Source organism: Kribbella sp. NPDC056345, from assembly GCF_042262745.1.
Lineage (GTDB): Bacteria > Actinomycetota > Actinomycetes > Propionibacteriales > Kribbellaceae > Kribbella.
The window spans coordinates 457,625-482,115 of record NZ_JBHJQQ010000007.1; the positions used below are offsets into that span (position 1 = coordinate 457,625).

Annotated in this window: 24 protein-coding genes; 17 read left to right on the forward strand and 7 right to left on the reverse strand. The window is 68.0% G+C overall.

Features of this window, described 5'->3' with window-relative positions; translation table 11 throughout:
• The first annotated feature begins 24 nt into the window (after positions 1-24).
• The 6 genes from kdpB to ACFCV3_RS26450 are packed head-to-tail and all read left to right on the forward strand — an operon-like array spanning position 25 to position 7,491.
• On the forward strand, positions 25-2,043 hold the full coding sequence (gene kdpB, locus ACFCV3_RS26425) for a potassium-transporting ATPase subunit KdpB (protein WP_376034234.1): 2,019 nt from the start codon (positions 25-27) through the stop codon (positions 2,041-2,043).
• An 11-nt stretch (positions 2,044-2,054) separates the two neighbouring features.
• On the forward strand, positions 2,055-2,606 hold the full coding sequence (kdpC, locus tag ACFCV3_RS26430) for a potassium-transporting ATPase subunit KdpC (RefSeq protein WP_376034150.1): 552 nt from the start codon (positions 2,055-2,057) through the stop codon (positions 2,604-2,606).
• A gap of 7 nt (positions 2,607-2,613) precedes the next feature.
• Positions 2,614-5,175: a DUF4118 domain-containing protein gene (locus ACFCV3_RS26435; protein ID WP_376034151.1), complete on the forward strand. Its 2,562-nt coding sequence runs from the start codon at positions 2,614-2,616 to the stop codon at positions 5,173-5,175.
• Positions 5,168-5,845: a response regulator gene (locus ACFCV3_RS26440; RefSeq protein WP_376034153.1), complete on the forward strand. Its 678-nt coding sequence runs from the start codon at positions 5,168-5,170 to the stop codon at positions 5,843-5,845. Before ACFCV3_RS26435 ends, ACFCV3_RS26440 begins: the two co-directional genes overlap by 8 nt.
• Entirely contained in the window at positions 5,842-6,597 is a 756-nt protein-coding gene (locus tag ACFCV3_RS26445) for a methyltransferase domain-containing protein (protein ID WP_376034155.1), read from the forward strand. The genes ACFCV3_RS26440 and ACFCV3_RS26445 overlap by 4 nt, the downstream gene beginning before the upstream one ends.
• Positions 6,598-6,648: 51 nt before the next feature.
• Positions 6,649-7,491 (forward strand): hypothetical protein, encoded by an 843-nt coding sequence (locus tag ACFCV3_RS26450; RefSeq protein ID WP_376034157.1) that lies wholly within the window; start codon positions 6,649-6,651, stop codon positions 7,489-7,491.
• Here ACFCV3_RS26450 and ACFCV3_RS26455 read toward each other — a convergent pair.
• A complete protein-coding gene (locus ACFCV3_RS26455; RefSeq protein WP_376034159.1) occupies positions 7,476-8,450 on the reverse strand; it encodes a DUF5937 family protein in 975 nt (324 codons plus the stop codon). The two genes, ACFCV3_RS26450 and ACFCV3_RS26455, sit on opposite strands and share 16 nt — an antisense overlap.
• Before the next feature lie 57 nt (positions 8,451-8,507).
• Between ACFCV3_RS26455 and ACFCV3_RS26460 the strand changes: the two genes are divergently transcribed.
• Positions 8,508-9,488, forward strand: a complete 981-nt coding sequence (locus tag ACFCV3_RS26460) for an NADP-dependent oxidoreductase (protein WP_376034161.1) — start codon at positions 8,508-8,510, stop codon at positions 9,486-9,488.
• Positions 9,489-9,587: 99 nt separating this feature from the next.
• Here the strand turns inward: ACFCV3_RS26460 and ACFCV3_RS26465 are convergent, their stop codons facing one another.
• From ACFCV3_RS26465 to ACFCV3_RS26475, 3 genes are all read right to left on the reverse strand, one after another.
• Entirely contained in the window at positions 9,588-11,009 is a 1,422-nt protein-coding gene (locus ACFCV3_RS26465) for an aromatic amino acid lyase (RefSeq protein WP_376034163.1), read from the reverse strand.
• Positions 11,010-11,144: 135 nt separating this feature from the next.
• Positions 11,145-11,390 carry a type B 50S ribosomal protein L31 gene (locus ACFCV3_RS26470; protein WP_376034165.1) on the reverse strand — a complete coding sequence of 82 codons (246 nt, stop codon included), beginning with the start codon at positions 11,388-11,390 and terminating at the stop codon, positions 11,145-11,147.
• Positions 11,387-12,490 (reverse strand): CobW family GTP-binding protein, encoded by a 1,104-nt coding sequence (locus tag ACFCV3_RS26475; protein WP_376034167.1) that lies wholly within the window; start codon positions 12,488-12,490, stop codon positions 11,387-11,389. Before ACFCV3_RS26475 ends, ACFCV3_RS26470 begins: the two co-directional genes overlap by 4 nt.
• A 74-nt stretch (positions 12,491-12,564) precedes the next feature.
• Here ACFCV3_RS26475 and rpmG point away from each other — a divergent pair, with 74 nt between their 5' ends.
• Both rpmG and rpsN read left to right on the forward strand, forming a co-directional pair.
• Positions 12,565-12,732 carry a 50S ribosomal protein L33 gene (rpmG, locus tag ACFCV3_RS26480; protein WP_132405751.1) on the forward strand — a complete coding sequence of 56 codons (168 nt, stop codon included), beginning with the start codon at positions 12,565-12,567 and terminating at the stop codon, positions 12,730-12,732.
• A complete protein-coding gene (gene rpsN, locus ACFCV3_RS26485; protein ID WP_376034169.1) occupies positions 12,732-13,037 on the forward strand; it encodes a 30S ribosomal protein S14 in 306 nt (101 codons plus the stop codon). Before rpmG ends, rpsN begins: the two co-directional genes overlap by 1 nt.
• Positions 13,038-13,230: 193 nt before the next feature.
• On the opposite strand, the gene ACFCV3_RS26490 is transcribed toward rpsN, so the two are convergent.
• The 3 genes from ACFCV3_RS26490 to ACFCV3_RS26500 are packed head-to-tail and all read right to left on the reverse strand — an operon-like array spanning position 13,231 to position 15,097.
• Positions 13,231-13,989, reverse strand: a complete 759-nt coding sequence (locus ACFCV3_RS26490; RefSeq protein ID WP_376034171.1) for an IclR family transcriptional regulator — start codon at positions 13,987-13,989, stop codon at positions 13,231-13,233.
• Between the two features lie 23 nt (positions 13,990-14,012).
• On the reverse strand, positions 14,013-14,210 hold the full coding sequence (locus tag ACFCV3_RS26495; RefSeq protein WP_376034173.1) for a hypothetical protein: 198 nt from the start codon (positions 14,208-14,210) through the stop codon (positions 14,013-14,015).
• A complete protein-coding gene (locus ACFCV3_RS26500; RefSeq protein ID WP_376034175.1) occupies positions 14,207-15,097 on the reverse strand; it encodes a GNAT family N-acetyltransferase in 891 nt (296 codons plus the stop codon). Before ACFCV3_RS26500 ends, ACFCV3_RS26495 begins: the two co-directional genes overlap by 4 nt.
• 238 nt (positions 15,098-15,335) lie before the next feature.
• On the opposite strand from ACFCV3_RS26500, the gene hutH reads away from it, so the two are divergent.
• From hutH to ACFCV3_RS26540, 8 genes are all read left to right on the forward strand, one after another.
• The gene (hutH, locus tag ACFCV3_RS26505; protein ID WP_376034236.1) at positions 15,336-16,859 is read left to right on the forward strand and encodes a histidine ammonia-lyase; all 1,524 of its coding nucleotides are present in this window, start codon (positions 15,336-15,338) and stop codon (positions 16,857-16,859) included.
• Positions 16,860-16,876: 17 nt separating this feature from the next.
• A complete protein-coding gene (gene hutU / locus ACFCV3_RS26510) occupies positions 16,877-18,532 on the forward strand; it encodes a urocanate hydratase (RefSeq protein ID WP_376034176.1) in 1,656 nt (551 codons plus the stop codon).
• A 127-nt stretch (positions 18,533-18,659) separates the two neighbouring features.
• On the forward strand, positions 18,660-19,661 hold the full coding sequence (locus ACFCV3_RS26515; protein WP_376034178.1) for an ABC transporter ATP-binding protein: 1,002 nt from the start codon (positions 18,660-18,662) through the stop codon (positions 19,659-19,661).
• Entirely contained in the window at positions 19,658-20,317 is a 660-nt protein-coding gene (locus tag ACFCV3_RS26520; protein WP_376034180.1) for an ABC transporter permease, read from the forward strand. The genes ACFCV3_RS26515 and ACFCV3_RS26520 overlap by 4 nt, the downstream gene beginning before the upstream one ends.
• On the forward strand, positions 20,314-21,024 hold the full coding sequence (locus ACFCV3_RS26525) for an ABC transporter permease (protein WP_376034182.1): 711 nt from the start codon (positions 20,314-20,316) through the stop codon (positions 21,022-21,024). The genes ACFCV3_RS26520 and ACFCV3_RS26525 overlap by 4 nt, the downstream gene beginning before the upstream one ends.
• Positions 21,025-21,045: 21 nt before the next feature.
• Positions 21,046-21,981, forward strand: coding sequence for an ABC transporter substrate-binding protein (locus ACFCV3_RS26530; protein WP_376034184.1), 936 nt, complete (start codon positions 21,046-21,048; stop codon positions 21,979-21,981).
• Complete coding sequence (locus tag ACFCV3_RS26535; RefSeq protein WP_376034186.1) at positions 21,978-23,165, forward strand: allantoate amidohydrolase; 1,188 nt, start codon at positions 21,978-21,980, stop codon at positions 23,163-23,165. The genes ACFCV3_RS26530 and ACFCV3_RS26535 overlap by 4 nt, the downstream gene beginning before the upstream one ends.
• Positions 23,162-24,472 carry a formimidoylglutamate deiminase gene (locus ACFCV3_RS26540; protein ID WP_376034188.1) on the forward strand — a complete coding sequence of 437 codons (1,311 nt, stop codon included), beginning with the start codon at positions 23,162-23,164 and terminating at the stop codon, positions 24,470-24,472. Before ACFCV3_RS26535 ends, ACFCV3_RS26540 begins: the two co-directional genes overlap by 4 nt.
• The last annotated feature ends 19 nt before the right edge of the window (positions 24,473-24,491 follow it).

Sequence of the window (24,491 nt, forward strand, 5' to 3'; positions counted from 1 at the left end):
GTCGAGAAGAAGGCACCCTCGGGTCTGTTCGATCCGACGATGCTGGTGACCTCGCTGCCGGATGCGCTGCGGAAGCTCGATCCGCGGGTGATGGTGAAGAACCCGGTGATGTTCGTGGTCGAGGTCGGTGCCGTCGCGTCGACAGTGATCGCCTTCACCGACCCCAGCGTGTTCGTGTGGTGGATCGTGGTCTGGCTCTGGCTCACGGTGATCTTCGCCAACCTGGCGGAGGCCGTGGCCGAGGGCCGGGGCAAGGCCCAGGCCGAGACCCTGCGCCGGGCCAAGACCGAGACGACTGCGCGTCGGTTGACCGGAGACGGCTCGACGGAAGAGGAGATTCCGGCCGCCCAGCTGCAGCTCGGTGACCTGGTGGTCGTCGAGGCCGGGCAGATCATTCCGGGTGACGGTGACGTCGTCGAGGGTGTCGCGAGCGTCGACGAGTCGGCGATCACCGGCGAGTCGGCGCCGGTCATCCGCGAGTCCGGCGGCGACCGCAGTGCGGTCACCGGCGGGACCAAGGTCTTGTCGGACCGGATCGTCGTGAAGATCATGACCAAGCCCGGTGAGAGCTTCATCGACCGGATGATCGCGCTCGTCGAGGGTGCCGCCCGGCAGAAGACGCCGAACGAGATCGCGCTGAACATCCTGCTGGCCAGCCTCACGATCGTGTTCCTGATCGCCACGGTCACCCTGCCGACCTTCGCGAACTACGGCGGCGTGCACCTCAGCGTCGTGATCCTGGTGGCCCTGCTGGTCTGCCTGATCCCGACCACGATCGGCGCGCTGCTGTCCGCGATCGGCATCGCCGGGATGGACCGGCTGGTGCAGCGCAACGTGCTGGCGATGTCCGGCCGCGCGGTCGAGGCAGCCGGGGACGTGAACACCTTGCTGCTGGACAAGACCGGCACCATCACGCTGGGGAACCGGCAGGCAGCCGAGTTCATCCCGGTCGCCGGCGTGACCGACACCGAGCTGGCCGATGCGGCTCAGCTGTCCAGCCTGGCCGACGAAACGCCCGAGGGCCGGTCGATCGTCGTACTGGCGAAGAACGGGTACGGTCTGCGCGAACGTCATACCGGCGAGTTGCCGCAGGCAACGTTTGTCGAGTTCACCGCGCAGACGCGGATGAGTGGCGTGGACGTCGATGGCAGGCAGGTTCGCAAAGGCGCGGCCGGTGCCGTCAGCAACTGGATCAACAGCCACGGCGGTACGTCGGATCCTCGGCTCGGTGAGATCGTCGACGGCATCTCGGCCTCCGGTGGTACGCCGCTCGTCGTGGCCGAGGCGGCCGGCGGTGCTGCCCGCGCGCTCGGCGTGATCCACCTCAAGGACGTGGTCAAGGCCGGGATGCGGGAGCGGTTCGACCAGATGCGCGCGATGGGCATCCGGACCGTGATGATCACCGGTGACAACGCGCTGACCGCGAAGGCGATCGCCGAGGAGGCCGGGGTCGACGACTTCCTGGCCGAGGCGACGCCCGAGGACAAGATGGCGCTGATCAAGAAGGAGCAGGAAGGCGGCCGGCTGGTCGCGATGACAGGTGACGGGACCAACGACGCACCCGCGCTCGCGCAGGCCGATGTCGGGGTCGCGATGAACACCGGGACGTCGGCGGCCAAGGAGGCCGGCAACATGGTCGACCTGGACTCCAACCCGACCAAGCTGATCGAGATCGTTGAGATCGGCAAGCAGTTGCTGATCACCCGGGGATCGCTGACCACGTTCTCGATCGCGAACGACGTGGCCAAGTACTTCGCGATCCTGCCGGCCCTGTTCGCGGCGGCGTACCCGGGGCTGGACAAGCTGAACATCATGCAGCTGCATTCGCCGGAGACGGCGATCGTCTCCGCGATCGTCTTCAACGCGCTGGTGATCGTTGCCTTGGTCCCCTTGGCGCTGCGTGGTGTGCGCTACCGGCCGTCGTCGGCCTCGGCGATGCTGCGCCGCAACCTGCTCGTGTACGGCGTCGGTGGGCTGATCACGCCGTTCGTCGGAATCAAGCTTCTCGACCTGGTGATCTCGCTGATCCCCGGTCTTCGGTGAAAGGTCACGTGATGAGGCAGTTCGGGGTGGCAGCGCGAGTGCTGCTGGTGTTCACGGTGGTGCTCGGCATCGCCTATCCGCTGGTGATGACCGGGGTCTCGCAGTTGCTGTTCCACGGCAACGCGAACGGCTCGATCGTGAAGGTGAACGGCAAGGAGGTCGCTTCCGACCTGATCGGCCAGTCGTACGAAGGCGCACAGTGGTTCCACACCAGGCCGTCGGCGGCCAAGTACGACGGGAAGGCGAGCGCGGCGTCGCAGTACGGGCCCAACAACCCCGAGCTGCTGAAGCTCATCGAGGAGCGCCGGAAGCAGGTTGCGGCGCTGGAAGGGGTGAGCGAGCAGCAGGTGCCGGTGGACGCGGTGACGGCCAGTGGGTCAGGGCTCGATCCGGCGATCAGTCCGGCGTACGCCGCTCTGCAGGTCAACCGGGTTGCGCGGGAGCGTGGGCTGTCCGTGGCGCAGGTGCAGCAGTTGGTGCAGGAGAACACGCACGGTCGCGCGCTCGGTTTCCTGGGGGAGCCCTACGTCAATGTCGTCACGCTCAATGCGGCGCTGGCATGATCACAGTATGAAACGTGGCCAGCTCAGGGTCTATCTCGGCGCCGCGCCTGGTGTCGGGAAGACCTACAAGATGCTGGGCGAGGGGCAGCGCAGGCTGGCCCGGGGCACCGATGTGGTGATCGGGTTCGTGGAGACCCACGGCCGTGAGCACACCGCGGCGATGCTCGAAGGACTCGAACTGGTACCGCGGCGGATCGTCGACTACCGCGGTGCCAGCTTCACCGAGCTGGATCTGGATGCGCTGCTGGCCCGCCGGCCTGAGGTCGCGCTGGTCGACGAGCTCGCGCACACGAACGTGCCGGGCAGTCGGAACGAGAAGCGCTGGCAGGACATCGAGGAGCTGCTGACCGCCGGGATCGACGTGATCTCGGCGGTCAACATCCAGCACCTCGAGTCGATCAACGACGTGGTCGAGAAGATCACCGGCGTACCGCAGCAGGAGACCGTGCCGGACCGTGTGGTTCGGGCGGCGGATCAGATCGAGCTCGTCGACATGACGCCGGAGGCGTTGCGGCGCCGGATGGCCCACGGCAACGTTTATGCAGCCGACAAGATCGATGCTGCCTTGGGCAACTACTTCCGGGTCGGCAATCTCTCGGCACTGCGTGAACTCGCGCTGCTCTGGCTGGCTGATCGGGTGGATGCGGGGCTGCAGCAGTACCGCGCTCAGCACGACATCGACTCGACCTGGGAGGCTCGGGAGCGGGTCGTGGTCGCCCTCACCGGTGGTCCCGAAGGCGAGACCCTGATCCGGCGCGCTGCCCGCATCGTCGCTCGCTCTGCCGGCGGGGATCTTCTCGCTGTCCACGTCGCTCGCTCCGATGGATTGACCGGCGCCGACCCGAAGCGGCTGGCCGAGCAACGCAGTCTGGTCGAATCGCTCGGCGGGACCTATCACCAGGTGGTCGGGGACGATGTTCCGGCCGCCCTGCTGACGTTCGCGAAGGCCGAGAACGCCACGCAGTTGGTGCTGGGTGGTTCGCGCCGGTCGCGGTGGTCGGCACTGAGCGGGCCGGGGATCGGGTCGTCGACGATCCGCGATTCGGGCGATATCGACGTACACATCGTCACGCACTCGCAGATGGGGCGCGGGCGGTTGCCGCGGCAGCGCGGGAGCCTGTCGCGGCGGCGGAAGGTGCAGGGGTTCGTGCTGTCGATCCTGCTGCAGCCGGTCTTGGCGCTGGCGCTGGCTCTCGGCGGCGACCAGCTGAATCTGACGAGCGACGTACTGGCCTTCCTGCTCGCCGTGGTGGTGGTTGCGCTGGTCGGCGGGCTCTGGCCGGCGCTCGTCACCGCGGTCGGTGGATCGCTGGTGATCAACTACTTCTTCACTCCGCCGACCAAGACCTTCACGATCGCCGAGGTGAACAACGCCCTCGCGCTGGCGATCTTCGTGCTGGTCGCGGCGCTGGTGAGTTCGGTCGTGGACCGGGCTGCCCGCCGTACCAGACAAGCGGCCCGGTCGGCTGCCGAGTCGGAGACGTTGTCGACCTTGGCCGGCTCCGTGCTGCGCGGCGAGACCGCGCTGCCTGCCTTGCTCGAACGGGTTCGCGAGGCCTTCGGGATGACCGGGGCGTGCCTGATGGAGCGGGTGGACGACGACGAACTGACCGAGGTCTGGCGCCCGCTGGCCTCAGCCGGAACGATGACCTGCGGCCGTCCCGAGGAAGGCGATGCCGAGGTACCGGCCCGCGACGACCTCGTCCTGGTGCTGCAAGGTCGCCAACTCGCCGCGGACGAGCGGCGGTTGGTCGGAGCGATGGCCTTGTACGCCGCCGCCCTGGTCGACGGGGAGCGGCTGGAAGAGGCTGCCGCGGAGGCGAAGCCGCTGGCCGAGGCGGACAAGCTCCGTACGGCGTTGCTCCGGGCGGTCGGTCATGATCTGCGATCGCCGTTGGCGTCGGCCAAGGCCTCGGTGACTTCGCTGCGCAGCGATGACGTGGAGTGGAGCGATTCCGAGCGGGCCGAGCTGCTGGAGACCGCGGACGAGTCGCTCGATCGCCTGTCCCGGCTGGTCGACAATCTGCTGGATCTGAGTCGCCTGCAAGCCGGCGTACTGCCTGTGTTCACGCGGCCGATGGCGCTTGACGAGGTGATTCCCGGCGTACTGGCTGAGCTCGGTGACGACGGTGAGCGGGTTGTCGTCGACATCCCGCACACACTGCCGCTGATCGAGGCCGACCCGGCGCTGATCGAGCGGGTGATCGCGAACCTGGTGGCGAACGCGCTGCGCTACTCGCCGCCGGAGCGCGGGCCGCTCGTGACCGGGAGTTCGCTCGGCGACACGGTCGAGATCCGGGTGATCGACCGGGGTCCGGGGATTCCGCGCGAGGATCGGGATCGGGTGTTCGCGCCGTTCCAGCGATTGGGCGACACCGACAACACGGTCGGGGTGGGGCTTGGCCTGGCGCTGGCCCGGGGCCTGGCCGAGGCGATGCAGGGTTCGGTGCAGCCGGAGGACACACCTGGTGGCGGGTTGACGATGGTGGTCTCGGTGCCGGCGGCTGCCACCGCCGACGTACCGGTGCCTGGAACGCGGGAACGAACGGGGACCTCTTCTGATGACTAGAGTTCTGGTAGTTGATGACGAACCGCAGATTGTGCGGGCGTTGCAGATCAACCTGAAGGCGCGCGGGTACGAGGTGCATCTGGCCGGCACCGGTACGGCGGCGCTGAAGGTGGCGGCGCAACATCCGCCGGAGCTGGTGATCCTGGACCTCGGGCTGCCGGACTTCGACGGGGTGGACGTGATTCGTGGGCTGCGCGGGTGGACCGAGGCGCCGATCCTGGTGCTGTCCGGGCGGACCGATCAGACCGACAAGGTCGAGGCGCTGGATGCCGGGGCGGACGACTACGTCACCAAGCCGTTCGGAATCGACGAGCTGCTGGCGCGGATGCGCGCCGTACTGCGGCGAAGCAATCCTGCTCAGGATGAACCTGTCGTCACTGTCGGTGGGATCCGCGTGGACCTGGCCGCGAAGCGGGTCACACTCGAGACCGGTGAGGACATCCGGCTGACACCGACGGAATGGCATCTGCTCGAGGTCCTGGTCCGGCACCCGGGCAAGCTGATGGCGCAACGCCAGTTGCTGACCGAGGTCTGGGGGCCCGGGTACGAGAACGCGAGTGGAAACCTTCGCTTCTACATGGGTCAGCTGCGACGCAAGCTCGAAGCTGATCCGGCCCGGCCAAAACATCTGCTGACCGAACCCGGGATGGGCTACCGTTTCGAGCCGTGACTACTACGGGGGACCCACGGGTCAATTACGCGAAACGTACCGCTGATACCCACGCCGCCTTTTTTACAAGGCATCTGCGGCCGGGGATCAGCCTGCTCGACCTCGGTTGCGGTCCGGGCTCCATCACGGTCGGGCTGGCCGAGCGAGTCCACCCGGGCCAGACGACCGGCTTCGATCTTCATCCCGGTCTGCCTGAAGGGGCAGACACGGTCACCCTGGTGGAAGGTGATGTGACGAAAGGGCTTCCGTTCGAGGACGGGTCCTTCGACGCGGTCTTCTCCAGCGCGATGCTGCAACACCTGCCCGACCCACTCGCTGTGATGCGCGAAGTACGCCGGGTAGCGCGCCCTGGTGCGGTGGTCGGTTTCGTCGACGCCGACTGGGACGGTCAGCTGCTCTACCCGACGAATCCGTTGCTAGAGGCATCTTTTGAGGTGATGCGCCGGTTGCGGGCCGGTACGTCGCCGTTCGTCGGCAAGCAGTTGCGCTCGCTGCTCGTCGAGGCCGGCTTCGTCAACTGCGAGAGCTATGCGCGAGTCGTTCATCACGGCACCCCGGAAGAGGTCGCTGGTGTCGGCACCTTCACGGCGAGCCTGATGTCCGGTCAGCGCGACCAGATCGTCGAGCTGAACATCGCCACCGGCGCCGAGGTCGACGAGATGGAGCGAGCCTGGCAGAACTGGTCCGAGGAACCTGGTGGATTCCTCGCCCGCTTCTGGATCGAGGCCGTCGGCTGGGCTCCGGAAGCCTGAACGTCCGATTCGTTCAAGACAGCCGGGCTTGGGGTGCGGGAACCTGTCGGTATGGATATTTTCACCGCAGGTCGTGATTTCGTACGACGCGAGGCCCGGCTGGTCGAGAACCGGTTGTTCGACACCGTCTTCGCCGGGTCCGACGCGTCTGGGGTAGTCGACGCGCTGCGTGGCTACCAGAACGCGGACGGTGGTTTCGGCCACGGGCTGGAACCGGACAAGCGGTGTCCGGACAGCCTCGGACTCGATGTCGAGACCGCGTTCGACATCCTGCTGGCGGCCGGCGCCCGGGACGAGGTGATGATCCGCAGGGCGGTCGACTGGCTCGCCTCGGTGGCCACCCCTGAAGGCGCGGTGGCGATGGCATCGCCGGTGATCGAGAACTATCCGCGCGCCTCACATATGAGCGAGTGGACCTATGAGCCGGGGCTCAACCCGACCGCCGGTCTCGTTGGCCGGCTGCACAAACTCGGCGTCGAGCACCCGTGGCGCTCGTTGGCCGGCTCGTGGTGCGCCGCCCAGTTGCGGGACGGTCTGCCGACTGACGCGCACTCGCTGCACGAGGCGCTGGAGTTCCTGGAGCACACCGGCGACATCGACCTCGAGCGGATCCGCGACTGGCTCCCCAAGCTGTCGCACTACCGTGCAGATGCCGCCGATCCGTCGTACGGCGTGACGCCCTTGCAGCTCGCGCCGACCCCGGACAGCGTGTGGGCCGGCCTGTTCACGTCGGAGCAGTTGGACGCACACCTCGACCGCCTGGTCGCAGACCAGCAACCCGACGGCGGCTGGGCCATCACCTGGGAACCGCCGGGGCAGGCGGCGACACTGGAGTATCGGGGGATCGTGACGGTTGGTGCGCTGCGAACGCTGAAGGCCTACAACCGGTTGTGAATCAGGCGGTCGGCCAGCTCGGTGCGGGTGTAGAGGACGACGCGGCCGGCGCGGGCTCGGGCGACCAGGCCGTTCGCGTGCAGGGTCGCGAGGTGCTGCGAGATCGCGCTCGGGCTGACCTGCCGGCGGCGAGCCAGCTCGATCGTGGATGTCGGGGTGTCGAGGGCCGTCAGCAAGTCGGCCCGCGGGCTACCGAGCAGGTCGGCCAAAGCGCTGAGGGTTGGCGCCGGCCGGCTCTCCCAGAGCGTGCCGATACCGCGCGCCGGGTAGGCCACGGTCGGCGGACCATCGGGGTCGAGCGGGCCGATCGTGTGCTTGGCGAACAGCGTCGGGACCAGCCAGAGACCGCGGCCGCTCACATCGCTCTCGTAGCTCAGCTGGTACGACGAGATCCGCAAGCGCAATCGCCCGTTCGACCACTCGACGCTCGGATCCAAGCCGGTCAGTACGGCGGCAGCGCCTTCCCGCGCGAGGACTTGGGCCCGGTGGATCATGTCGGCTTCGAGCAAGGACCGCATCCGCGGCCACTGCGGTTCGATGGCGAGTTCCCAGTAGGCGGCGATCGCCGTACAGATGCGATCGCGCAGGCGGCGGGGTTGGTCGTCGAGGACGGCAGGGAGCGGTCGGCCGGCGTACGCGCGGATCACGTCGGCTGCTGCTTGCCGGGGTGGGGTGCGGCGGATCTGGGCGAGCTCGTCGGCGATGTCGGTCAGGGGTGACGACGGACGCGGGGTCAGGAAGTCCGGCAACCACTGGAGCTCTGGGGTGACCAGAGCCAGCAGGAGTTCGCGGTCCGGATGGTTCTCGAGGAGCAGGTGGGTCCGCCGAATCCAGGGCAGGTGCAGGACATGGGCGGCCGGGTCGGTCAGCGCCCACAGACTGGTCGCGGTTTCGAGCAGCGGCGAGCAGGCGAAGCGCATGCCGGCGAGGTCGTCGACGCCGAGCCGGTAGGTGATCATTAAGGCATAGGCTAACTTTCTGGTGCCGGGTCCGCCGGCTGCCGTTCGCTGGTCGGTATGAGAGAGATCCGCCTGGTGTCCCGTCCGACCGGCTTCCCGACCGCGTCGAACTTCGAGATCGTCCCCTCGCCGCCGATCGAACTGCTGCCTGGTACGGCGCTGGTCGAGAACCTCTGGCTGTCCGTCGACCCGTACATGCGGGAGATGATGGACTCGGCCGAGTGGTGGCCGGTCGGGGCGGCGGGCGAGGGCCGGGCGCTCGGCCGGGTGGCGCAGAGCCTGACCCCGGCGTACGACGTCGGCACCATCGTGTTCCACACCCAGGGCTGGCGGACCCATGCAGTGGTCACGCCTTCGAACAGCCGCCGGATCGACCCCGTGCCCGGCGTACCGCTCTCCGCGCACTTGGGGATCCTCGGTGGGACCGGGCTCAGTGCCTACGTCGGTCTGAAGCGTGTTCTGCAGCTGCAGTCTGGGGAGACGTTGTTCGTCTCGGCCGCGGCCGGCGGTGTCGGTACAGCGGCCGCCCGGATCGCGCGGTTGCTCGGGGTCGGCCGGATCATCGGGAGTACCGGATCTGCCGCGAAGGCGAAGTGGCTGACGACCGAGGTGGGATTCGACGCGGCGCTGAACTACCGCGACGGTTCGCTGGTCGAGCAGTTGGCCGCGGCGGCGCCGGACGGAATCGACCTGTACCTGGACAACGTCGGCGGAGAGCACCTCGCGGCGGCGATCGACGTACTGAAGCCGGGTGGCCGGATCGCGTGGTGCGGCGCGATCTCGACGTACAACGGTGATTCGCCGGTCGCGCCACGCAACTTGTTCGACATCGTCGGCAAGGAGCTACGGCTGGAAGGCTTCCTGGTCCGGAACAACCTCGACCTCCGCCCCGAACTGATCGACTTCCTGACTCCCCAGCTGCAGTCGGGAGCGGTGGTCTCCGACGAGACGGTCGTGACCGGCTTCGAGCACACGGTCGACGCCTTCCTCGCCATGCTCCGCGGCGAGAACACCGGCAAGATGCTCGTCCAGCTGTAGCTAACGACAGGAGGTACAGGGCTGCGGCGACGTTTGTGCGGCGGCTTCAGGCGGGCGCGGCGGTCTACGTATACGACTACTACCTGTCGTTAGCGACGGTCAGGCGGATTCGGCGGGGTGTTCTACCTGGCGGTCGCCCCATTGGGTGAGGAGGCCCCGGGCTATTTCGAGGTCTTCGCGGAGGGAGCGGTCGGTCAAGTCGTCGGGGAGGGCGGCCAGGGCGTCGGTGAGCCAGGGGGCGATGGCGGCGGGGGCAAGGTCGTCGGGGGTGAGGCCGGTCAGGCGGATGGCACGGACGGCGGTGACTAGCTCGCAGGAGATGACTTCGCGGAGGGCGTCCAGGAGCTGGGCGGTCAGTACGGCGGCTTGGGGCGCGAAGCTGGCGTGGTGTTCGGCGCCGCGGGACAGGGTGGCGGTACCGAGGGTGGCCGGCTGGGCCGACGATCGGACGGCGGCCAGGGCGTCGTGGGCGACGTACTCGATCATCATCACGCCGGAGCTGGCCTCGGCGCCGCTGGCCAGGAAGCGGCTCAGGCCGGTGAAGTCCGGGTCGACCAGGTTGGCGACACGGGACGTCGAGAGCGTCGCGACGCTGTGCAGGCTGAGGCGGAGCGAGTCGAGGGCGAGGGCGATCGGCATCGCGTGCCAGTTGCCGTTGTGCAGCACGGTGTCGCCGGCCACCAGGGGGTTCTCCGCGGAGGCGTTGATGTCGATCCGCAGACTGTTGCCTAGGGCATCCACATGGTCGACGGCCGGGCCGAGTACCTGGGCGAACGCGCGGAGGCCGAATGGGTCCTGGATCCGCGCCGGCGGGAGCGGGAGGCCGTCCAGCAGGCCGCGCATCCGGCGGGCGACCCGGACCTGGCCCGGTTGCGGACGGGCCTCGTGGACGCGGACGTCGTACACCTCGGAATTGCCGCGCAGGGCGACATGCGAGAGTGCGCCGACCAGGGGTACGACGTTGATCAGGGTGGCCGCCTCGACGTACGCGAGGCAGCATTCGGCAAGCGTGAGTGCGTTGCTCGACAGCAACGGCAGCGCGCTGGTGCCGTCGATAACAGCACCCAGGGCGAGCCCCAGCTCCGCGAGTGGCCCGAGGTCGCCGGTACCGATCGCGCCACCGCGATGCAGGTCCGGGAGTTCGTCATCGTTGAGCAGGGCAACGATCGCGTCAGCGACCGCCGGTTCGAGACCGGAGCCACCGGAGGCCAGCTGGTTGATCCGGATCAGCAGACCGAGCCGAATGACGTCCTTCGGGTACGACGTCGTACCGGTCGTGGAGTGTGATCCCAGCAGGCGCGCGCCGTGCTCAGGGTCCGAGGTGAGGACGTCGCGGTTCGCGCCGACGCCGGTGGTTCGCCCGTAGACGGGCCGGCGACTCGCCACCTCGGCGACTGCCACGGCCGACTCGTGCATCCGCTTCCGCGCGTCGTCACCCAGCCGCACCGCGGTCCGCCGCTGCGCCAATGCGACGGCTTCCAACGGCGCCAACCCACCCCCGGACAGCTCCACCGGCTCCATTGCCCCAGTGTGAGACCGCCCACGCCGTCGGAGTAAGCGCCGCGCCTGGATCGATGTCTGAAATCCGAGACGTCATCGGCCGGGCAAAGCGAAAGGGCCCACCCCGCCCCGGGTGAGCCCTTGCGCTGCTTGTGGTTACAGCTGGCCGTAACGCTTCTTGAACTTCTCCACGCGGCCCTGGGTGTCCATCACGCGCTGGTTACCCGTGTAGAACGGGTGGCTGGCGGACGAGATCTCCACGTCGACGACGGGATAGGTGTTCCCGTCGTGCCAGACGATCGTCTCGGTGCTCGCGCGGGTCGAACCGGTCAGGAAGCTGAAGTTGCCGGACTTGTCCCGGAAGACGACCCGGCGGTAGTCGGGGTGGATGTCTTTCTTCATGCTGCACTACTTCCTTCCAGATAAGGGGCGAACGGGTCGGTCAGTGGATGAACCGCTTCGTCCGCACGCAGGACACAACCGTCGAGGCGTGCCGTTAATTCCCGGGTGTCGAGACCGACGCCGGTGATGGAGAGGTACGACGCCCGGTCGCCGTACTCGGGGTGCCAGACGAGTGCCGACCGGGCCTGGTGCTGCTGACCGACACCGGTCCAGCGGTCGGCGGGGAGGTCCGCCAGCCACGGACCCAGTACGCCGATGGAGATGTTGGTGCCGAAGCTGTCCCAGCTCAGGCGATTGCGGTGCTGGGTCGCGATCCAGACGGTTCCGCGGCCGCGCGCCGTACCGGTCACCAGATCCTCGAGCACCTCGTAAAGCCGCTCGGGATGGAACGGGCGCTCGGACTGCCAAACGAGAGTTTGTACGGCGCCATCGTCGTTCAGTGGTGCAGTAATAGAGCCAGGCTCGGTGCGGGTCTCGGCTGCGTCCGGATCATGCAGCCGTACGGCGAGGAGCCCCGCCGGCGTGGTCTGCACGCGGGCCTGCGGGTTGATCGCCTGGATCAAAGCTTTTGCGGTCGCGTCTTCGGTGCTCAGTACGACGGCGTCCGCGTACTCGATCTGACGTGCAACCACCTCCGCGATGACGCGACCGTCCTCGGCTGCGGTCGCGATCCCACGATCCTGGATGAACTGGTCGCCGGTGAGGTCGTCGACCACGGTCGCTGTGTCGGCCGCCGCGATCACCACATCGACCCGCAGCTCGTCCTCGCGGGCAATCTCCTCGGCCAGCGACTGCGTGTCCCCGGCACCGGGCACCGACACGATCGCAACGCCGTACCGGTCGACGGCGGCGATGCTGTTCAGCAGTTGCACCAGCGATCCACGCATCGCACACGACACGCACGGGTGCCCCATCCGGATCGTCTCCTGGTCGATCACCCCGGCCGCCGTCCGCGCGATCCGGACGACCGCGCCACTCGGCAGGTCGCTCACGTCGTACTCGATCAGGACGCCGGTGGAACCCGCGGCGGCCAGCAGGTTCGCACCCACGGCACCTCGGAATCCCTCGTCGACACCGGTCAGCAGGGTCACCGGCAGCATCCGCACTCCCACCTTATTGAAAATGATTACCAGTACAAGGTACACTGTGTGCCGTACTTGAGGAAAGGAACAGCATGGCCAAGCACAACGAACTCCGGCCGATCGTCAAGCTCCGCAGCACGGCGGGCACCGGCTTCACCTATGTAACGCGGAAGAACCGCCGGAACAATCCCGACCGGCTGGTCATCCGCAAGTACGACCCCAAGCTCCGCCAGCACGTCGACTTCCGCGAGGAGCGCTGATGGCGAAAACCAGCAAGATCGCCAAGAACGAACAGCGCAAACGCACCGTCGCCCTGTACGCGGACCGTCGCGCCGAGCTCAAACGCATCATCGCGGCCCCGGCCTCCTCCTCCGAGGAGCGGACAGCCGCCCAGTTGAAGCTCCAGAAGCTCCCCCGCGACGCGAGCCCCATCCGCATCCGCAACCGAGACGTCGCCGACGGCCGCCCCCGCGGCTACCTCCGCAAAGCCGGCATCTCCCGAGTCCGCTTCCGCACCATGGCCCACCGAGGCGAACTCCCCGGGATCACCAAGTCCTCCTGGTAATTCCCGGCGGCGCGCGACGTGGATGCCGCGCACCCCGGGTCCCGACGGCCCTCCGAGCTCAGGTGGCTCGGAGGGCCGTCGTATGCGTACAGAAGGACTGGTGATAGGTCACGTCCGGCAGCCGGACCTGACTGTCGGCACGCCTGCGACCCGCCAGAAGCGGGCGCCCTGTACCCGTCCTTCTGTACGCCGATCAGCCGTGGAGGCGTCTGGTGAGGGCGTTGGCGGCTTGGCGGAGGCGGTGGGTCAGGTGGAGGCGGTCGGCGGGGGTCAGGGCGTCGGTGCGGAAGGTGACGGAGATAGCGGCGGCTGGGTGGCCGGCGTGGTCGAGGGCTGCGGCGGCCAGGGAGGAGACGCCGGGGGTGATGTGGCCTTCTTCGTAGGCGTAACCCTGGCGTTTCTCCTCGGCCAGCAGGCGGCGGAGTTGGGTGAGCGACTCGGGGCCTTTGTCGGTACGGCGGACGAAGGACTCGTTGGTGGGGAAGAGGGCGCGGACCTGGGCCGGGGGGAGTTCGGCGAGGAGGGCTCGGCCGGAGGCGGTGAGGGTGGCGGGGAGGCGGACGCCGACGTCGGTGACGAGGGTGACGGGGCGTGGGGGCTGTTCTTTCAGGAGATAGACGAGTTCGCGACCGTGCAGGACGCCCAGGTGGGCGGTTTGGCCGAGCTCGGCGACCAGTTGGCCGAGCAGGGGGCGGGCCAGGCGTTCCAGCGGGTCGTGGCGGAGGTAGGCGGAGCCGATCTCGAAGGCGGCGACGCCGAGGCCGTAGCGCTTCTCCTCGGGGAGGTGGACGACGAAGCTCTCGTCCATCATTGCCCGGAGCAAGTGGTACGTCGATGAGCGCGGCAGGCCGACCGCGGAGGCGATGCGCTCCATCGGTACCGGACCAGGTTGGGTCGCCAGGAACGTCAGCACCCGCAGGGTGCGGGTCGAGGCGGGAACGTTGCCGCTCACAACGGCAGGGTAACCGGCCTGTCTCAGATTCCGGACGATTGCCGAGCCGAATTCTTTCCAGAGCCTCGGCGCAGCCGCGACCGCAGCACTTCGCCCACCACCGCGAAGGCGAACAAACCACCCGCGATCGGCCAGTCGAAGTAGTCGTCACCGGACAGTAGAAAGCCGACGGCGAGCGACAGGGCCAGGAAGACCAGCAGGGTCAGCGCGAGCCGGATCACAGCTCCTTCTCCGCGGTCCAGGCCGAGTCGGCGACCCGGTAGCCGAGCCATTCGTTGACCGCCAGCATCGGCTTGTTGCCCGCATCGTTGCCCGTATACGCCCGCACCAGCCCGGCATCGCGGGCACGCCCGAGGGCGACCGCCTTCACGAGCTTGGCCAGACCGCGGCCGCGAGCGGCCGGAATGGTTCCGGTGAGCGCCGACCAGGTCACCTTCCGCGACGGATCCGCGGTCGTGGTGGAGAACGCCAGTACCTCGTCACCGTCCAGTACGGCGATGCTCAGGTCGCGCCGCAGTTCCGGGTGATTCCACTCGACGGCGAACCATTCGTCGTACGGCGGCGCTGCCGACAATCCGCTCGGATCACCATGAGCGACCGCGACCGTGGCCTGCCAGATCTGCTCCGGCTGTACGGCGTTGTAGTCGACCACCCGTAGTCCGTCCGGGACGGGTGGTGCAGCCGGTACGGCGTTCAGTTCCGCCTGCGAGTGGCTGAGTTCCCGGCCGATGGTGAAGCCGCGCTGGGTGGCGAAGTCCCGCGAGTCGTCCGCGACCACCACCAGCAGTCGGGCTGCGCCGGCCTCGACCGATTGCGTGGTGATGCGGTCGAGCAGCGCGGATCCGATGCCCTGCCCGCGGTACGACGGGAGCACCTGCACGGTGATCCGCACCCGCGGCGCCACCGCATCCGGGGCCGACAGGTAGATGTTGCCGTACCCCACGATCTCCGAACCGTTCGCCGCGACCAGCACCACCCGGTTCGGGTTGTTTCGCAGGCCTGCCTCGACACCCCGCGCCGTCATCACCAGATGCGGCATCGCCGCTGCCCAGACCGCCGCAATCCCGACCGCATCCTCCGGCACCGCCGTCCGGATCTCGAACACCATGCACACACCGTAATCCCGCCCCAGTCCACCCCGCCCGTGCCCGTTTGCTGGGTTAACCCACCGACTGGGAGGTTCCCCTACCGGATTACCGGGTGGGAACCTCCGATGTGATGGGTGCACCCACCAAATGGGACTGGGATGTCTCGGGTTTGAGACGGAACTGAGGGGGGATCGGGTGTCCAGGGGTGGCTGGACGCGGTGCAATGAGCAGGTGGATGAGAGCAGCGGCACGGTGATCGTGGGAGTCGGCGCGTTGACGGCGGCTGAGGTTGTGGCGGTGGCGCGCGGCGGGGCTCAGGTCCGGATCAGTGATCAGGCGCTCGAGGAGATCGCGAAGTCGCGGGTCGTGATCGAGGGCTTGGCGCACGCGGACACACCGCACTACGGGGTCTCCACCGGCTTCGGAGCGCTGGCGACGCGGCACATTGCGCCGGAGTTGCGGGCCCAGTTGCAGCGCAGCTTGGTTCGGTCGCACGCTGCTGGGTCGGGCCCTGAGGTCGAGACCGAGGTTGTCCGTGCGCTCGCACTGCTCAGGTTGTCCACGCTGTGCACCGGTCGCACCGGGGTGAAGGTCGAGACGGCTCAGGCGTACGCCGGTCTGTTGAACGCGAAGCTCACTCCGGTCGTGCACGAGTACGGCAGCCTCGGTTGTTCCGGCGATCTCGCGCCGCTCTCGCATGTCGCCCTCGCGGTGATGGGTGAAGGTCAGGTTCGCGATGCCGACGGCAACCTTCGGGACGCCGGCGAGGCCCTGCAAGCGCATGGCCTCCAGCCGGTGACACTGGCCGAGAAGGAAGGTCTCGCGCTGATCAACGGCACCGACGGCATGCTCGGCATGCTGGTGCTCGCGCTCGCCGACCTCGACAGACTCGTGAAGACCGCCGACATCGCCGCCGCGATGAGCGTCGAGGGGCAGCTCGCCACCGACCGTGTCTTCGCCGCCGACCTGCAGGCCCTGCGTCCGCAGCTCGGCCAAGCGGCCGCCGCGGCCAACCTGCGCACGATCCTCACGGACAGCGGCATCGTGGCCAGCCACCGCGGACCCGACTGCAACCGAGTCCAGGACGCCTACTCCCTCAGATGTTCGCCCCAGGTCCACGGCGCCGTCCGTGACACCGCGGCCCACGCCGCCACCATCGCCGACCGCGAACTCGCCGCCGCGATCGACAACCCCGTCGTACTCGCTGATGGCCGCGTCGAGTCGAACGGCAACTTCCACGGCGCCCCGGTCGGCTACGTCCTCGACTTCCTCGCGATCGCCGTGGCAGACCTGGCGAGCATCAGCGAACGCCGTACCGATCGCTTCCTCGACGTGGCCCGCAACCACGGCCTGAACGCCTTCCTGGCCGACGATCCCGGGGTCGACAGCGGCCACATGATCGCGCAGTACACGCAGGCCGCGATCGTCTCCGAGCTGAAGCGGCTCGCCGTACCGGCCAGTGTCGACTCGATCCCGAGCAGCGCGATGCAGGAGGACCACGTCTCGATGGGCTGGTCGGCCGCACGCAAGCTGCGCCGGTCGATCGACGGACTCCAGCGGGTGCTCGCGATCGAGATCCTGACCGCCGCCCGCGCCCTCGACCTGCGTGCGCCACTCACCCCCTCCCCGGCCACGGCCGCCGTCCGCGATGCCCTGAGGCAGTACGTCGAGGGGCCGGGGACCGACCGTCATCTGGCACCGGAGATCGAGCACTCCGTCCAATTCGTTGCCAATGGCACCTACCTCACCACTGCCGAGGCCGTCACCGGCCCGCTCAACTGAGAAAGGCTGGATCACCCATGTCCGGACCCCGTCCTGTGCGCGCCGCCCGCGGTACCACGCTGACCGCGCGCGGCTGGCAGCAGGAAGCCGCGCTGCGGATGCTGCAGAACAACCTCGACCCCGAGGTGGCCGAGCACCCCGACGAGCTGGTCGTGTACGGCGGTTCGGGGAAGGCGGCCCGGGACTGGAACTCGTTCGACGCGATGGTCCGGACCCTGACGAACCTGAAGGCCGACGAGACCATGCTGGTCCAGTCGGGCCGGCCGGTCGGCGTCATGCAGACCCACGAATGGGCTCCGCGGGTGCTGATCGCGAACTCGAACCTGGTCGGCGACTGGGCCACCTGGGAGGAGTTCCGCAAGCTCGAGGCGATGGGTCTGACCATGTACGGCCAGATGACGGCCGGCTCGTGGATCTACATCGGGACCCAGGGCATCCTGCAGGGCACCTATGAGACCTTCGCCGCGGTCGGTGCGAAGAAGTTCGGTGGCTCGCTGGCCGGGACGATCACGCTGACCGCGGGACTCGGTGGCATGGGCGGCGCGCAGCCGCTGGCCGTCACGATGAACGACGGTGTCGCGATCTGCATCGACGTGGACTCCACCCGGATCGACCGGCGGATCGAGCACCGCTACCTCGACGTACGGGCGTCTTCTGTCGACGAGGCGCTGACCCTTGCCGAAGAAGCGCGTAAGGCGCGGCGGCCGTTGTCGATCGGTGTGCTGGGGAACGCGGCCACGATCGTCCCGGACCTGCTGCAGCGCGGCGCGCCGATCGACATCGTCACCGACCAGACCTCGGCGCACGACCCGCTGATGTACCTGCCCGTGGGGATCGACTTCGACGACTGGGTGACCGCTCGGGAGAAGGACCCGGCCGGCTTCACCGAGCGCGCGCAGGAGTCGATGGCGCGGCACGTCGAGGCGATGGTCGGGTTCCAGGACGCCGGTTCCGAGGTGTTCGACTACGGCAACTCGATCCGCGACGAGGCCCGCAAGGCCGGGTACTCGCGGGCGTTCGAGTTCCCCGGGTTCGTTCCGGCGTACATCCGGCCGTTGTTCTGTGAGGGCAAGGGCCCGTTCCGGTGGGCGGCGCTGTCGGGGAACCCGGCGGACATCGCCAAGACCGACCAGGCGATTCTCGATCTGTTCCCGGACAACGAGCACCTGACCCGCTGGATCAAGATGGCCGGGGAGCGGGTCGCCTTCCAGGGCCTGCCGGCGCGCATCTGCTGGCTGGGTCAGGGCGAGCGGGACAAGGCTGGGGTGCGGTTCAACGACATGGTCGCTTCGGGTGAGCTCGAAGCGCCGATCGTGATCGGCCGGGACCACCTGGACACCGGCAGTGTGGCCTCGCCGTACCGCGAGACCGAAGGAATGCTCGACGGCTCGGACGCGATCGCGGACTGGCCGTTGCTGAACGCGATGGTGAACGTCTCGTCCGGCGCGTCGTGGGTGTCGATCCACCACGGCGGCGGGGTCGGGATCGGCCGGTCCATCCATGCCGGCCAGGTATCGGTTGCCGATGGCACCGACCTCGCCCGGCAGAAGCTGGAGCGCGTGCTCACCAACGACCCGGCCATGGGCGTGATCCGCCATGTCGACGCCGGATACGACAGTGCAGAACGAGTCGCCGCCGAACGTGGGGTCCGGATTCCGATGCAGGAGTCCTGAGTACCGGCCGTAACCCTATCGTTGTGGTGCACTTTCCCGCGGACCGAGATTCCCCCGATCGGGTGGAATCGTCGGTTCGGTCCGCTAGGGTCATTCGGGCGACCGACGACAAGCGCGAAGGGGCGCCATGATCGAGTTCGAGGACGTCACCAAGCGGTATCCGGACGGCACTGTGGCCGTCGACAACCTGTCCCTGCGGATCCCCAGCCATCAGATCACCGTGTTCGTCGGCCCGTCCGGCTGCGGCAAGACCACGTCGCTGCGGATGATCAACCGCACCATCGAGCGCACCAGCGGCACGATCTCGATCGATGGCGAGGACATCAACAGCAAGGACGCCGTCACGTTGCGGCGGGGGATCGGCTACGTCATCCAGAACGCCGGCCTGTTCCCGCACAAGACCGTGGTGGAGAACGTCGCCACCGTGCCGAAGCTGCTCGGCTGGGACAAACGCAAAGCCCGCAGTACGGCGATGGAGCTGCTCGAGCGGGTCGGTCTCGACCTCAGACTCGCGGAGCGGTATCCCGCCCAGCTGTCCGGGGGCCAGCAGCAACGAGTCGGCGTCGCCCGCGCCCTGGCCGCGGACCCGATCATCATGCTGATGGACGAGCCGTTCAGTGCCGTCGACCCGATCGTGCGCCACCAGTTGCAGGAGGAGTTGCTCCGGCTGCAGCGCGATATCGGCAAGACGATCGTGTTCGTCACGCACGACATCGACGAAGCGATCAAGCTCGGTGACCACGTCGCCGTACTGCGGGTGGGTGGGAAGCTGGCCCAGTTCGCACCGCCGGCCGAGCTGCTCGCGAACCCGGTCGACGAGTTCGTCGAGAACTTCATCGGCAAGGACCGCGGTTACCGTGCGCTGACATTCGTGACCGCCGAGGAGCTGCAGCTGACCGACGTACCGGCCGAGCTGCGGCGGGCCGAGGACGGGTCGCCGAAGGGCTGGGTGAACGGATCGGGCGAGCTCGAGCCGGTGGGCGCGACCTTCCAGCGGGGTGACTCGCTACGCGCCGCCCTCGACGCCGTACTGACGTCACCGGTCGGCCAAGGCGTCTGCGTCGACGAAGCAGGCAAGGCAGTCGGCGTCATCTCGTACGCCACCCTCACCGATTCTCTCCGCCCATGACCTGGGTAGGCGACAACTCGGCGCTGATCTGGGAGCAGCTGCGGGAGCATCTTTATCTGGCGCTGATCCCGATGGTGCTCGGGCTGCTCATCTCACTGCCGCTCGGGTACGTCGCGACGCGGTTCAGCTGGTTGGCGAATCCGCTGGTGGCTCTGGGTGGCGTGCTGTACTCGCTGCCGTCGATCGCATTGTTCATCGTGCTGCCGGCCATCCTCGGGACGCAGATCCTGTCGCCGGTCAACATCATCGTGGCGCTCACCATCTACGCGGTCTCACTGCTGATCCGGAACGTGATCGACGGACTCCGCTCCGTGCCCGAGGAAGTGCTGCAGGCCGCAGTGTCGGTGGGCTATGGAACCCTGCGAAGAGTGCTGACCGTCGACCTGCCGATCGCGATCCCGGTGATCTTCACCGGTCTGCGGGTCGTCACGGTCGCGAACATCTCGATGGTCAGCGTCGGCGCGATCATCGGCATCGGCGGGTTCGGTGAGCTGTTCACCACCGGCTTCCAGCAGGACTTCCTGACACCGATCGTGGTCGGTGTCGTGCTGTCGCTCGCGTTGGCGCTGTTGTGTGACATCGCGCTGGTCGGGCTGCAGCGGGTGCTGACGCCGTGGGCGCGAGTGATCTCGCCGGTGAAGGAGGCGACCACATGATCCAGGGCCTCTTCGACTTCCTCGGTGATCCGGTCAACTGGCGGGGTGCCGAGGGCATCCCCACCCGGCTGGTCGAGCACCTGGCCTTCACCTTCGTGTCGCTCCTGATCGCCGCGGTGATCGCGTTCCCGATCGGTCTGCTGATCGGGCACACCCGGCGCGGTGCCTTCATCGCGATCAACACCGTGAACGCGTGGCGCGCGCTGCCGACCCTCGGTCTGCTGACCCTGATCGTGCTGCTGATCGGTATCGGGCAGGTGCCGGTGATCATCGCGCTGGTGGTGCTCGGCATCCCGCCGATCCTCGCTTCGACGTACGCCGGAGTCTCGGGTGTCGACCGGAACACGATCGACGCGGCTCGCGGGATGGGGATGACCGGGCGCGAGATCCTCACCAAGGTGGAGATCCCGATCGCGCTGCCGCTGATCATCTCCGGGCTGCGCAGCGCGACGCTGCAGATCGTGTCCACCGCGACAGTCGCCGCGTACGTCGCCCTCGGCGGCCTCGGGCGGTACGTCATCGACGGACTCGGTGTGCGGGACTTCCCGCAGATGCTGGTCGGCGCCGTACTGGTTGCGCTGCTCGCGATCGTGCTCGACCTCGTCTTCGCCCTGATCGGGCGTTATGCAGTCTCGGCCGGCCTCACCGGCCGGCTGCGGAAGAACGTCAACACCTCGACTGCACCGGCACCGGCCGGCGCGAGCTGAGAACGGACCCTGGAGGATCCCGTGTTCAGAAGAAGCTTCATCCGCAGTGCCATCGCCGCATCGGCGGTCTTCGCCCTCGCGGCCTGCGGAGGCGGTAACGGCGACCCGCTGGCCGGTGGTGGCGACGCCGGCGACGCCGACGCACCGGCCAAGATCGACTCGATCACGGTCGGCTCGGCCAACTTCGCCGAGAGCCAGGTGCTGGCCGAGATCTACGGGCAGGCGCTGGCGGCCAAGGGCATCAAGGTGACCAAGAAACTCAACATCGGCGCCCGCGAGGTCTACATGGCCGCCATCCAGGACAAGTCGATCGACCTGCTCCCGGAGTACACCGGGGCGACGCTGACCTACTTCAAGAAGGACGCGACCGAGAACGAGGCCGAGGCCGTCTACAAGGCGATCCCGGGCGTGCTGCCGAAGGGCCTGGAGGTGCTGGACAAGTCGCCGGCTGCCGACGAGGACGCGATCGTGGTGACCAAGGCGACCGCCGACAAGTACAACCTGAAGTCGATCGCGGACCTGAAGCCGGTCGGCAAGGAACTGGTGGCCGGCGGTGGTCCGGAGTTCAAGACCCGCAAGTCGGGTGTGGCCGGGATGAAGGATGTCTACGGCGTCGAGTTCAAGGAGTTCAAGTCGCTCGACCCGGGTGGTCCGCTGAGCCTGAAGGCGCTGCTGGACAACCAGATCCAGGTCACCCAGTTCTTCACCACGCAGTCCTACATCAAGGACAACAACCTGGTCTCGCTCGAGGACCCGGAGCACATCCACCTGCCGAACAACATCGTTCCGCTGATCCGCACCGACCACAAGAGCCCCGACGTGGTGACCACCCTGAACGCGATCCAGGCCAAGCTCACCACGGAGGGCCTGACCGACCTCGTCAAGCGCGTCGACGTCGGCAAGGAGAGCGCCGACGCGGTGGCCAAGGACTGGCTGTCGAAGAACCCGCTGTCTTGAGCTTCGAAAACCTGTGGCGGGACCAGTCCGCCATCGGGCGAGACGCCGAAACCGGCGGCTACACCCGAGGCGGCTGGACCCCCACCGAACGCGAAGCCACCAGCTGGTTCCTGGACCAGTGCGCCACTCGAGGCCTGACAGTCGAATCCGACGGCATCGGCAACCTCATCGCTTGGTGGGGTGCGGAGAGCGGACCTGGTGTGGTGACCGGAAGTCACCTTGATTCGGTGATTGATGGGGGTGCTTATGACGGGCCGCTGGGCGTGGTCTCGGCGCTGGCGGCTGTGGATTTGTTGCGGGCTCAGGGCTTCTCGCCTTCCGTCCCTATTGGGGTTGGGGCGTTTGTAGAGGAGGAGGGGTCCCGGTTCGGGATGCCTTGTCTGGGCTCGCGGATTGCGACCGGCGTCCTGTCGGCCGAGAAGGCCTTGGCGTTGACGGATCGGCAGGGGGTCTCGCTGGCCGCGGCGTTGGAAGCTGCGGGGACTGATCCTTCGGGGGTTGGACCTTCGCCGTTGCTCGACCAGATGAGCACTTTCGTCGAACTCCACGTCGAGCAAGGACGCGGACTGACAGCACCAGTAGGCGTCGCGAGTTCGATCTGGCCGCACGGCAGGTACCGGTTCACGTTCGAGGGTGAGGCCAACCATGCCGGGACCACCTTGATGGAGGACCGGCACGACCCGATGCTCACGTATGCGATGACCGCGCTCGCCGCGAACAAACAGGCCCGGCTCGCCGGTGCCCGCGCCACGTTCGGGCGGCTGTCCATCGAGCCGAACGGGACGAACGCCGTACCGTCCCGCGTGATCGCCTGGCTGGACGCCCGTGCCGCCGACACCGCCACCCTGGAATCGTTGCTGGCAGCAATCACCAGGCAAGCCGTGGAGCGCGCCGAACGCGACGGTACGACGGTCGCCGTCGTACCGGAGTCCGTGTCCCCGATCGTCGACTTCCCGGCCGGCCTTCGCGACCGCCTGGTCGGCGTACTGGGCGGTGCGCCCGTGCTCCCGACCGGCGCCGGCCACGACGCCGGGGTGTTCTCAGCGGCCGGGATCCCGACCGCCATGCTCTTCGTGCGCAACCCGACCGGCATCTCGCATTCGCCGGCCGAGTTCGCCGAAGAGGACGACTGTCTGGCCGGCGTCGAGGCGCTGGCCGCCGTACTGAAGGATCTCGCGCAGTGACGTCGTACTGGTGTTCCACCGCACTCCTCCCCACCGGCGTCGCCTCGAGTGTCCTGGTGACCGTGGCCGACGGCCGCATCACCGCGGTCTCGGTTGGCGCACAACCCGGCGACGCCGTGAGGCTGGGCGGCTTGGTGCTGCCCGGGCTGGCGAACTGCCACAGCCACGCGTTCCACCGTGCGCTCCGAGGGCGCACCCAGACCGAGCGCGGCACCTTCTGGACCTGGCGTGAGCAGATGTACGCCGTTGCGTCCGCGCTCACGCCGGATTCGTACTACGACCTCGCCCGCGCCGTGTACGGCGAGATGCTGCTCGCCGGGATCACCGCGGTCGGGGAGTTCCACTACCTGCACCACGCGCCGGGCGGCCGCCGGTACGACGACCCGAACGCGATGGGTGCGGCCCTGATCGCGGCCGCGCAGGATGTCGGGCTGCGGATCACCCTGCTCGACACCTGTTACATCGCGGGTGGAATCGACCAGCCGCTCAACGAGGTTCAGCAGCGGTTCAGCGACGGTGATGCCGCGTCCTGGGCTGCTCGGGTCTCCGCGCTGAAGGGTGCGGACGATGTGGTGATCGGTGCGGCCGCGCATTCGGTCCGCGGGGTACCGCAGGACCAGCTCGGGGCGGTTGCTTCCGCGTTTCCCGACGTACCGCTGCATATTCATTTGTCCGAGCAGGTCGCCGAGAACGCGGCCTGCCTCGAGGCTTACGGGCGGACTCCGTCGCAGGTGCTCGACGAGGCCGGGTTCCTGAGCGGCCGGACGAGCGCGATCCACGCGACGCACCTGACTCCGGTTGATGTTGGTCTGCTCGGGAGTTCCGCGACGTACTCGTGTTTCTGCCCGACCACCGAGCGCGATCTCGCCGACGGCATCGGCCCGTCGGTGGCACTGCGCGACGCCGGTTCGCGGCTGACGTTGGGGTCGGACAGTCATGCGGTGATCGATCTGTTCGAGGAGATGCGCGCGGTCGAGCTGGATGAGCGGCTGGCATCGCAGGAACGCGGTCACTGGTCCGCCCCGGAGCTCTTCACCGCAGCAACCGTGGATGGTCACCGTTCGATCGGTTTCGCCGACGCCGGCGCGATCGAGGTAGGCGCTCGTGCCGACCTGGTCGCGGTCCGCCTGGACAGCATTCGTACGGCGGGGACCGGCGGAACCGTGGAGACCGCAGTCTTCGCCGCATCGGCTGCCGACGTCACCGACGTGGTGTCGGGCGGACGGCATCTCGTTGCTGAAGGCAAGCATGCTCGCCTGGATGCGCCAGCCGAGCTGGCGGCCTCGATCGCAGTGGTGACCACATGACGCTGTCGGCCACGGAATT